Origin of the sequence: Pyxidicoccus sp. MSG2 (genome assembly GCF_026626705.1) — a bacterium.
Taxonomy (GTDB): Bacteria; Myxococcota; Myxococcia; order Myxococcales; family Myxococcaceae; genus Myxococcus.
In genome coordinates, this window is sequence record NZ_JAPNKC010000001.1 from 11,058,981 (window position 1) to 11,069,545 (window position 10,565).

Here is a 10,565-nt window from a genome sequence, read left to right on the forward strand (position 1 = left end):
TTCCTTGGCACCACTGCCGGGGCTACCAGCAATTTCCCCTCCGTGATTCGGGCGGAGACGGGGATGGAGAACCCACCGCCATGCATCGTTTGCCACGCCACCGCCGTTGGCGGGAGGGGGACCGCCGCCCAGCCCTTCGCGGAGACGCTGCGGCAGCACGGCCTGACCGGCGCGTTCGACTCAGAGTCTCTTCAGACGGCGCTCAACGGAATCAAAGGGGATGGCGTGGATACGGATGGCGACGGCACCGGCGATTGGGACGAACTGGCGGCGGGTCGTAATCCCAACGTGGCCTCCTCGAATGGAAGCTCCGACCTCTTCTACGGGTCGGACACGGATGGAGACACGCCGGGGGAAGTGCCATCGGATGCGCCCCCAATGCAGTATGGCTTTGGATGCACGGCCGCCTCGGCGCCTTCCACGCTCGCGCTGCTCGGCGCCACGCTGGTTGTCCTCCAGCGTCGTCGGCGCAGCCGGCGCTGAGGACCGGAACGAACGAACCCGAGACAATGACAACCCGTATGAACTTCAAAGTGAAGAGCCTGCTCCTGGCGCTGCTGTGTGCATGTTCGCAAGGTCCCGGTTCACAGTCGCCGGATGGCGGTTCCCAGACGGAGAACCCCGGCCCCACGCCGGGTCCCGTCGATGGTGGCTCGGGAGCGGACCTGGATCCTTCGGAGCTGGACCCGGTCTCGCATGGAGGTACCATCACCTTCGAGTCCATCGGTGCGCCGGGCTGGTACCCGAGTCGGCGTGATCCAGCGACGGGGCCCTGCGATGCCTACCAGTCCTCGGGTTGTTGTCTCAGCAAGCACACCATCGAAAGCAATGCGCTGACCCCGTGGGACGAGGATCTCATCGTGACCCTGCGTGGTCCGATGAAGGTCAAGCAGTTTGCCGTGTATCAACCGGCGGGCGATTCGAAGCGTCCCTGGAACCTGGTGTCTTCTTGGGACGATCGGAGCCCGAAGAGCCCGCAGGGCCTCCACTTCGAGGGGAACAGCACCGAGGAGAAGGGGTTCGACGGCATCATCGGGACCGAATGTCTGGTCGACGTCTCGACGAGCGAGGACTTCGCGTGCGGTCCGGGAAGCGTGCCGTACTGCCCACCGCAAGGGAGTGGGAAGAAGAAGACCTGGGGTTGGTCTGGCTCGAAGCTCTTCGTGATGCTCGCCACCATGCCCCACGCGGGTTCGCTGGGCCATGCCTGCTCGCAGGGCTCGGGCGGAAACTGGTTCGATGCCCCCTGGGTGGGCCTCAGTCATGGAGAGCTCGTGCGCGCTGGCGCCTTCGGCAGCTGCCACTGTTATGCCAAGGAGCCTGACAAGTGGTACCTGGGTGACGGCTGCGGTCAGTTCAACGTCCTCGAGGTCGTGAACGACAACAACGACTTCCGGAACTTCGACGTCTTCAGCACCAACATGTTCGGCTATGCGGGCTACGTCGGCGAGGGCCCCTGTGGCTCGAAGTGCAAAGTCGACTCGCTGGGCAGTGCAGCCGACCTGATCGACAAATCGACGAGCACCGAAGCGGCGCGGGGCGCGGTCGCCAGCCCCACCCGTGGGCCTGGTGCGGCGCTCCGCCGTCCGGTGTCTGGCTATCGCTACTTCTTGATCCTCCTCGACGTTCCGAGTCGGACCGTCCAGTTGGCGATCATCCATCCGCTCAACGTTCCCACCTCGGTCGGCGCGCTGCTCCCCGGATTGCCGGCCCGGATGGAGGCGTCGACCGTCGAAGCGGTCCGGACCTTGCGGCTGCCCAGGTGATGGACGAGTTCGGTGCACTTTTGACGGCGACGAGGCAGAGGGTATGGGACGAGTGACTCTTCACGGCCAGCGGTTGAATGCAGTGATTTCGCTATGCGTTCTCTTGATGTCCTTCTGGGCTCGTGCGGAGCAGGGGGTCACGGTTCTCGAGCTCGTCGGGGACCGCCGGGACGCGGTTCGGAAACAGCTCGAACGCTCGTTGCAGGCCAAGGGCTCCGAGGTCGTCAAGGGCAAGCTGTATGAGACCCGTGCACGACGGTTGGGGTTCCGAGGGCGCGAGGCCTACACGGATGCGGCCATCGCCGCGCTCTCGCGGGAACTGGGACTCGCGGCGACCGTCCGGGGAGCCGTGTCGGGACCCAAGCTCACCGTGAAAGTGGTGAGCACCTCGGGAAGGCTGCTCGAAACCGAGACATACCCGCTCAAGAAGGGAAGGCTTTCACCGAAGGACGCCTTGCGCGCCGCGGAAGCGATCTTGACGACGTTGCGCGGAGCCGCGGCGGAGGTCGTCCCCCAGGAGCCTTTGGAGGCGGCAGAGCCGGCCGCTTCGAAGCCTCAGGACGTCCCTCCCCAGTCCTCGGCCACGGCAGCCGCACTCGTTTCGAGTGGTGCCGGCACCGCCGAACCCACGGCCAGGGTCGAGGCAGTTCCAGCAGCTCCAGGGGAGGACGTGCCGCCGGTGAAGGCCCCTGCGCCGATGATGGGGCCTCGAAGAGTCTCCGTGAGGCTCGGTGGAGCCACCACCTTTCGCTCCTATTGTGCGGCCCCCGGCATCGCGTCGTGCGGTCAACTGGAATCGCAGCCGGAGGAGGAGAGGCCGGGGAACTACCTGTTGTTCGGAACGCCGAGTCCGTACTCGGGCTTCAGCGCCGAGCTCGCTGTGTTTCCGCTGGCGCTCCAGGGAGAAACGGCGCTGAAGGGCCTGGGCTTGACCGCCGAGCTGTCGCGTCGCTGGCCCCAGGTCAGTGTCAAGGAAGGCGGACGTGGGGGAACCGTGAGCGCCGCGGACATGTATTGGTCGCTCTTCGGCACCTATCGTCTGTACTTTCCGCTATCGCTTACGGCCACGCCCCTCCCCGCGTTCGTGGGGCTTCGGGGAGGTGTGATTTCCCACTCGTTCGAGGTGGCCGAGGAGTACCAGGCGCTGTTTCCCAAGACGGGTCGCACCCATGCGTCGTTGGGCCTGGATGTGTCGGTGCCCCTGGCCCGTCTGGCTCGGGTCGAGGCGGGCTTCCTGTACTTCATCCGGCCGCAGCCGGGCCATGAGCAGAGGGACCGCTATGGTCCCGAGGTGTCGAGCAGTGGCTTCGGGATCGAGGTGGGAGTCAGCGGCGATCTCTTCGGGCCACTGGACTACAGCGTTCGCTACCGCTTCCAGAAATACGCGGACACATTCTCCGGAGTGGGAACGGACTGGACTGGGGGAGGCATCTCCCAGGAGCGCTATTCCGGCCTCACCTGGACGTTGGGCGCATCCTTTTGAAAGGCGCTTATGATACTTCGTGGCCTTGGTTTGAGCCTTCTGCTGGTTGCAATCCAGTCCTGCGCAGTCGCTCCCGGCGCGCCGGACGATGACATCGGGGATGGCGGGAGCCCGCGTGCTGATGGTGGCACAGGCGACGGGGGCAACGGTGCGATCTCGGTGGATGGGCGAGCCATCAAGGCAGATGGGAAGGCCCTCCAGTTGAAGGGCGTCTGCTGGAATCCTGTCGGAAAGGGTCACAACCACCCGCCCAGGGATGACTACGCCGCCTTCGCCGATAGGGATATCGCGCTGATGAAGGCCGCGGGCATCAACGTGGTCCGCACCTACGACACAATCCGCGACACCGCGGTGCTGGACAAGCTGCACGCCGCGGGCATCCGCGTGATCATGAGCGTGTACGCCTACGGCGGCGAGCCCGCTTCTCGCGCCTCCGAGCACGTCACGGCGCTCAAGGATCACCCCTCCATCCTCATGTGGTCCCTTGGTAATGAATGGAACTACAACGGCCTGTATACCGATTTGCCCTTCAGTGACTCGATGGCTCGCTTGAACCAGATCGCCGCCGCGATCAAGAGGCTCGATTCCAAGCACCCCATCGCGACCATCTATGGCGAAATGCCCTCCAAGGCCACCATCGAAGCAATGCCGGACATCGACGTCTGGGGCCTGAACATGTATCGCGGAATCACGTTCGGAGACGCCTTCAACAAGTGGACGGCCCTCAGCCAGAAGCCCATGTTCGTCGCCGAGTACGGTGCGGATGCCTTCAATGCGAAGATCCCCGGATACGATCCCGAAAGCCAGGGCAGGGCGACCCGCGAGCTGACCCGGGAGATTCTCGAACACTCGACCGCGAACAAAGGCGGCGTGTGCTCCGGCGGCACCATCTTCGAGTGGTCGGACGAGTGGTGGAAGTCCGGGGAGCCCTCCCAGCACGACAACGGTGGCACCGCCCCCGGCGGTGGTCCCTACCCGGACAGCACCTTCAATGAGGAGTGGTGGGGAATCGTCGACGTCGACCGGAACACGCGGCCCGCGTACGAGGCGCTCAAGAGCCTCTACGCGCCTTGAGTTGATGCGGCGTCGACGAGGATTGGCATACGCACAACCACACCGCGGAACCGCTCCACATTCATGAGTGTTTGTCTTTATTCCGAGCCGGCGTGCGCCTGATATCCGTGCTCGGTCGTCTTCTTGTTTTGGCGGCACGTTGTCTTGAAAGGAGTCGGAATGTGAGCTGCGTTCCTGAAATGTTCGCCCCCGCGGGTCGTTCTTCGCAGGTGGCCATCTCTTGTCGGAATCCGGGGCAGGGCGTGAGCATCCGGCCCGCACTGTTCGCGGCGGTTTCCTGGGTATGTCTGGCGGTTGCCGCCTGCAGCCCTGGCACCGCGCAGATCGGCGACGGGCCACCGCCGGACAATGAACCTGTCGTCAATGGACCTGACGGCTATGCCGAGCTGACCTGGCCCGAGCAGCAGCCCACGACCCATTACACGCTCCCCAGTGGCACGCTCGTGACGAAGGTCGGCGGACGTACGCGCGACCGCCACGCACGCGAGATGCCCCCGAAGGGCGATCCGATGGGCGGGGACAACTACATGACCTTCGCGGCGCACTATTTCGAGCGCCGCACCCACGACATCACCATCTACGACAATCCCAATCCCGACCCCAAGAAGCCCGGTACCCGCATCCTGACGCTCGTCGTGCGTCCGCAGTGGTGGTTGTACGGGACGAACTTTCGGGGCGGGTACATCGGGCGGCGCGGAGAAGAGCCCTACCTGCCGATGTCGGTGGCGCTCTACGGCGACAACGGTGGCATGAAGCAGCTGCCCCCTGGGACCCTTCTGAAGGACCAGGAGCTGAAGACTCCGATCTCGAACTACGACGCCCTGCCGGATAACAACAGCCCAAGCACCTATCGGGATCTCAATAGGCCTCTCGCGGACGGCGAGTTCGTGTTGGTGAAGCAGATCACGCGCTCTCCCGCACTCAATCGGGAGCTGCGAGTGGGCGACCTGTATGAATTCGAGCTCGGCATCTTCCTGGACGGCACCAAGGGCGACGAGCTCGGTCGCTTCAACTACTACTCGGATGCGCTCGTCTACCGCGTCGGCTCGCCCGGCATCGTGCCCTGGTACCGTGGCCCCTGCTGTGATGCCCCCGCGATTCCCTGGGACTCGACTCCCATCCCGGACAGCGCTCTGGCTGGCGGCAAGCTGATGACCCTGCAGGAGAACACCTCGGGGTTCCCTCACATCAGTTTCATGCAGGCGAGCCTCAATATCACGGGTCGCAACATCCAGGCCTTCACCGAAGGGCGACGTCTGATCCATACCTCCTTCTTCACCGGTGGCCACCACGAGCCTGGCAATCCGCCTGTCACGGCTGCCATGAACAAGGCGGGCCCCAGGTTCCAGCAGGCCTCATGCATCGACTGCCATGTGAACAACGGCAAGAGCTCTCCTGCGCTCAACACGCCATTGTCGACGATGGTGGTGCTCACCGCGGACGTGGACGCCACCGGCAAGCTCGTGCCGGACAGCCGCTTCGGCGGGCACCTCTGGCAGGGAGTGGTGAACGATGGCCGGACCCAGTACGACGGGCGCAACGCGGTACTGAAGGTCACCTCGTATCGCGAGATCCCGGGGAAGTATCCGGATGGCACTGCGTACACGCTGCAAGAGCCCATCTATTCGCTGACGGATCGGATGGGCCAGGCGCTGGAGCTGCCTGCTCGCATGTCGGTGCACACGGCTCCGCACATGGTGGGGATGGGCCTCCTGGAGGCAGTGCCGGAGAAGCAGTTGAAGGCTCTCGCCGAAGCGAGCCAACACGATCCCGATGGTGCGGTCGGCAAGCTTCAGTTGATTCCGGATCCACGTTCCCCGTCGGCCACCCGCGTGGGTCGCTTCGGCTGGCGCGGCACGGCTTCGACCGTGGAGGAGCAGGTCTCAGGCGCCCTGAACAACGACATGGGCGTGACGACGTCGATGTTCCCCACCCACAACTGCAGCCTGGCCAAGGACGACGTGGATTGCCGCAATGCGAATTCCACCACTCCGGAGATCAGCAACGAGAACGTGCGCCTCATCGTGGATTACACGAGCCTCCTGGCGGTCCCGCCCCAGCGCCACTTCCCAGGTCAGCAGCCTCTCCGGAATTATGCCGTGGACTTCGGAGAGCTGGTCCAGGATCCGGATCAGTCCAGGCTCGAGGCCGAGCTGGCGAAGATGCGGGAGGACGAAGCGGCCGAGCGTCAGCTGCAGGAGCGCGTCGCTGCCGGCTCTGTGTTGTTCACGCAGGCGCGCTGCAATGCGTGCCACGTGGCGACGCTGACCACTGGAACCGCACACCGCTATGCCGAGCTGCGGGAGCAGAGCATTCATCCGTACACGGACCTGCTGCTGCACGACATGGGGCCCGAGCTTGGAGACAACTACCCTCAAGGTGTCGCCACCGGGCAGGAGTGGCGCACGGCGCCGCTGTGGAGCCTGGGCCTGCTCGAGCACACCAATCCCGGTGCGCGTTTCCTCCACGATGGTCGTGCCCGCACCATCGAAGAGGCCATCTTGTGGCACGGAGGGCAGGGCCGCGCGAGCCGGGACCGCTTCAAGGCCATGTCGAAGGAAGAGCGCGGCAAGCTGATCGACTTCGTGAACTCGCTCTGAGCCCTGGTGCGTTCCGGGGTGGAATCGTTCGAAGCGTTCACATCCGTGGCCGGGCGTGAACGCTCCCCAAGAGCTATAGTCCGCGGCCTCCCGAGAGAGGTGTGCGGATGCGGTGGGTGAAGAATCTCTACGTCCAGGTGCTGCTGGCCATCGCGGTGGGTGTCCTCCTCGGATGGCTGCGGCCGGACCTGGGCGAGTCGATGAAGCCCCTGGGTGACGGCTTCATCAAGCTGGTGAAGATGGTCATCGCACCGGTCATCTTCCTCACCATCGTCGCGGGCATCGCGAAGATGGGCGACCTCAAGCACGTGGGTCGCATTGGCCTCAAGGCGCTCATCTACTTCGAAGTCCTGACGACGGTGGCGCTCGTCGTGGGGCTGGTGGTGGTGAACACCCTGAAGCCCGGCGCGGGGATGAACATCGACCCGGCGCAAATCGACACCTCCGGCATCACCCAGTACCGCGCGTCCGCGTCTCAGCAGGGCACCATCCCCTTCCTCCTGGACATCATCCCGCATGACTTCCTGTCGGCCTTCTCCGAAGGGAAGCTGCTCCAGGTGCTGCTCGTCGCGGTGCTGACGGGCGTGGCGCTCACCCGCCTGGGGCCCATGGGCCATCGTGTGCTCGCTTTGTCGGACGACCTGGCCCAGGTCTTCTTCGGCATCGTCGGGATGATCATGAAGCTGGCGCCGCTGGGCGCATTCGGCGCCATGGCCTTCACCGTGGGCAAGTTCGGCGTCGAATCGCTCAGCTCGCTGGGACGGCTGCTCATCGCCGTCTATGTCACCTGCGCCCTCTTCGTCTTCCTGGTGCTGGGGCTGGTGGCGCGGCTGTCCGGCTTCTCGCTGTGGAAGCTCTTGCGCTACATGCGCAGCGAGCTGCTGCTCGTGTTGGGGACGTCGTCATCGGAGTCCGCGCTGCCTCGGCTGCTCAAGCGCCTGGAGGCGCTGGGCTGCGACCGGGGCGCCGTGGGGCTGGTGCTGCCCACCGGGTACTCGTTCAACCTGGACGGGACGTGCATCTACCTGACGATGGCGGCCATCTTCATCGCCCAGGCGGTGAACATCGACCTCACGCTGGGCGAGGAGCTCACCCTGCTGGGCGTGCTGCTGCTGACGTCCAAGGGGGCCGCGGGCGTGACGGGCTCGGGCTTCATCACGCTGATGGCCACGCTGGCGGCGCTCCATGGCAAGGTGCCCGTCGAAGGCGTGGCGCTGCTGCTGGGCGTGGACCGCTTCATGTCCGAGGCCCGGGCCATCACCAACGTCATCGGAAACGCCGTGGCGACGCTCGTGGTGTCCAAGTGGGAGGGTGTGCGTGACGACACCGTCATGCACGCCGAGCTCGACAGCGGGCCCAGCCCCCTGGAAGGGATGAGCCTGGGCCACGGCACCTGAGCGAAGAATTCAGGTGTCATCAGAAACACGGTTACAGGTGGGTTTGCCTGTGGAAGAACAGGTCCGCTACCGTGCGCATCGGTACCCAACCCGAGAAGGACTCCGGAGGCCGCATGCGAAGACGCGTTCTCGTTGTCGGTTCGATGCTTGTCGCGGGAGTGTTGACCGGTTGTGGCGGTATGGAGCCGAGCGGTGAGGCCCCAGAAACCCCTCTCACCGAGCAGGATCAATCGCTGGCGCCCACATGTCCCGCGGGGTACACCCCCGACTACGTCTGGCAATGCAGGATGCTCGCCCGGTGGCAGGCCCCCTGTTACTACTCGGGAGGCCCCGGGGCCTACAACGTGGAGCACCTCTATTGTCAGTCCGGCTCGACTGTCATCGACGCGGGGCCGACAGGGCTCTACGCCTGCGGCGATTGCTGGTGATTGCGATTGGCTCGGCGGTCGCACGGACCTTCGAGCGATGAAGTCGTGGCGCGCGTCCTGGAAGCGGGACGCGCCGCCGCTCCGGGTGCTGCACCCTGTACCGCACCGGGCGGAATTGACTCGCGAAAAACCGAGCGAGCAGGGGTAACGCTTCCCTCCTGGATGTGGCCTCGTTGCCTCAGGGGCTCGGTGAGACCGTGGCGGTGCCGGCCGCCTTCTCCCAGTGCTGGATGCGCTCTGCCAGCTCGCGGAAGGAGGGGAACTCCACGTCCTGGCACTGGCGCTGGCCCTGGTCGTCCGGGCATCCCGCCGCGGCGAAGGCCAGCGTCCGCTGGAGCGCCTGCCAGTAGATGCCACCTCTCAGCAGGCCGAAGTGCTGTGCCACGTTCCAGGGGACCCGGCCCTGCTTCTCGTAGGACAGGAGGATGGCGGCCCGCGAGTCGGCCTCCATGCGCTCACCGGTGCCGTCCTTGCCCTGGTACGCATCATCGATGGCGTAGGTGAGCGAGTCGTCGTGCCACATCAGGGGGAACTGCAACAGCCCCGTCCCCACCGCGCCCGTCATGCGACGCGGCGGACCGAGCGGCTGCATCGTGCTGGTGTCGTAGACGTAGCCTCTCTGCGCGAGCACCCGGTAGAGCGCGAAGTTGAGGTGGAGGAACGGCGCCCGGAAACCCACCACGTTGTAGGGCCGGAGGTTCTGCACCTGCGGCCGTCCCTCCGCGTCAAAGAGCTGCCGCCCCTCGTGTTCGACGGGGAAGGCCGGCATGGGCAGGCACACGTCCGTCACGCGCTCCCACCGTGGGCTGCCGCACACCGTTCCTTCCGGGCAGGCCGCGTGGGCATTGCACTCGGAGGTGCAGACCCCCACCTCCGGTGTCAGCGAGAGGCAGCGGCCGGAGTGGCAATCCGCCGCGGACCGGCAGCCGGCCCCCACCTCGCCCTGCGCCGCCGTCTTCAGCGGCTCCCATTTCGGGAACACGGCCTTGCCGGCGGCGTCGCGCACGGGCTCGAAGAGGTTGGCCTCCAGCAACTGCTCGAACTCGTCGAACTCCGCGCGCCAGGCGTCCTCGCTCCACGTCTGGCCGGAGGCATGGCGGACCGAGTGGTTGGCAATCTCATGTCCCTCGTTGAGGGCCTGCTGCGTCAGCGCCCAGCGCACGAGCGCTTCTTCCCGCGTCGTCGGCACATCGAGCGGATCCACCGCGAAGCCCTGGACCGCGGGGTCGTAGTACGCGGTGGTGATGAAGTAGGTGAAGTGGACGCTTCGGCCTGTCTCCCTCTGGGTTCGCCGGGCAAGCTCCAGCGTGTCGAGCCACATCTGGAAGCGCTTGCTCCCGTCGTAGGCGATGGTGAGCTGCAGCGGGTGGGGACGGAAGTCCAGGGTGAGTGGCTCCCCGCTCGGCCGCTCCGACCCAGCCCCGCACCTGCAGGACGAGGCCAGGACGGCGAGCGACACCAGGAGCAGGAGCGGCGCGACGGAGGTGCGAGCGGGCATGTGGGGACCTGCGAAGAGGGGCTGCCGCTCCATTCCGAGCGCGGCCGACGCTACATTTCCGTATACCCGTCGAGGATGTCAAAGCGCGCGAAGCGGCCCGCCCCCACCAGCAGCTCCACCTCCTCCTCGAGCAGCGTGGTGAGCGTCATCCGGATGGCCTGGCGGAAGAGCGCGCGCAGGTCCGCGCCCACCTCCTCTTGGGTGGGAGGGACAAACTCGGTAGCCTTCTTCACGGGGAACTCCTTTGGGCCTCCCCTGGCCGGGAGGTTTCGGTGGTTGGGTTCACCGAGGAGCTTCCCCGCTCCTTGCTGGCTCTTCG

General features: G+C 65.6%; 9 protein-coding genes. 7 read left to right on the plus strand and 2 right to left on the minus strand.

The genetic code is table 11. The annotated features are described in order from the left end of the window. Positions 1 to 63: 63 nt before the first annotated feature. The 7 genes from OV427_RS42910 (at position 64) to OV427_RS42940 (ending at position 8,748) form a co-directional block, all read left to right on the plus strand. Entirely contained in the window at positions 64 to 483 is a 420-nt protein-coding gene (locus OV427_RS42910; protein ID WP_267862024.1) for an MYXO-CTERM sorting domain-containing protein, read from the plus strand. A gap of 38 nt (positions 484 to 521) precedes the next feature. Continuing rightward, positions 522 to 1,766 (plus strand): DUF2403 domain-containing lipoprotein, encoded by a 1,245-nt coding sequence (locus OV427_RS42915; RefSeq protein WP_267862025.1) that lies wholly within the window; start codon positions 522 to 524, stop codon positions 1,764 to 1,766. Between the two features lie 106 nt (positions 1,767 to 1,872). Further along, entirely contained in the window at positions 1,873 to 3,249 is a 1,377-nt protein-coding gene (locus tag OV427_RS42920; protein ID WP_267862026.1) for a hypothetical protein, read from the plus strand. A gap of 30 nt (positions 3,250 to 3,279) precedes the next feature. Continuing rightward, positions 3,280 to 4,323 carry a glycoside hydrolase family 2 TIM barrel-domain containing protein gene (locus tag OV427_RS42925; protein ID WP_267862027.1) on the plus strand — a complete coding sequence of 348 codons (1,044 nt, stop codon included), beginning with the start codon at positions 3,280 to 3,282 and terminating at the stop codon, positions 4,321 to 4,323. A gap of 242 nt (positions 4,324 to 4,565) precedes the next feature. Then, a complete protein-coding gene (locus tag OV427_RS42930) occupies positions 4,566 to 6,923 on the plus strand; it encodes a di-heme oxidoredictase family protein (RefSeq protein ID WP_267862028.1) in 2,358 nt (785 codons plus the stop codon). Positions 6,924 to 7,030: 107 nt separating this feature from the next. After that, entirely contained in the window at positions 7,031 to 8,320 is a 1,290-nt protein-coding gene (gene dctA, locus OV427_RS42935; protein ID WP_267862029.1) for a C4-dicarboxylate transporter DctA, read from the plus strand. A 287-nt stretch (positions 8,321 to 8,607) separates the two neighbouring features. Then, positions 8,608 to 8,748, plus strand: a complete 141-nt coding sequence (locus OV427_RS42940) for a hypothetical protein (protein ID WP_267862030.1) — start codon at positions 8,608 to 8,610, stop codon at positions 8,746 to 8,748. Between the two features lie 178 nt (positions 8,749 to 8,926). Here OV427_RS42940 and OV427_RS42945 read toward each other — a convergent pair whose 3' ends face one another. Together OV427_RS42945 and OV427_RS42950 are read right to left on the minus strand one after the other, a co-directional pair. Further along, positions 8,927 to 10,246, minus strand: a complete 1,320-nt coding sequence (locus OV427_RS42945) for a polysaccharide deacetylase family protein (protein ID WP_267862031.1) — start codon at positions 10,244 to 10,246, stop codon at positions 8,927 to 8,929. A gap of 50 nt (positions 10,247 to 10,296) precedes the next feature. Then, complete coding sequence (locus OV427_RS42950; protein WP_267862032.1) at positions 10,297 to 10,479, minus strand: hypothetical protein; 183 nt, start codon at positions 10,477 to 10,479, stop codon at positions 10,297 to 10,299. Between the last annotated feature and the right edge of the window lie 86 nt (positions 10,480 to 10,565).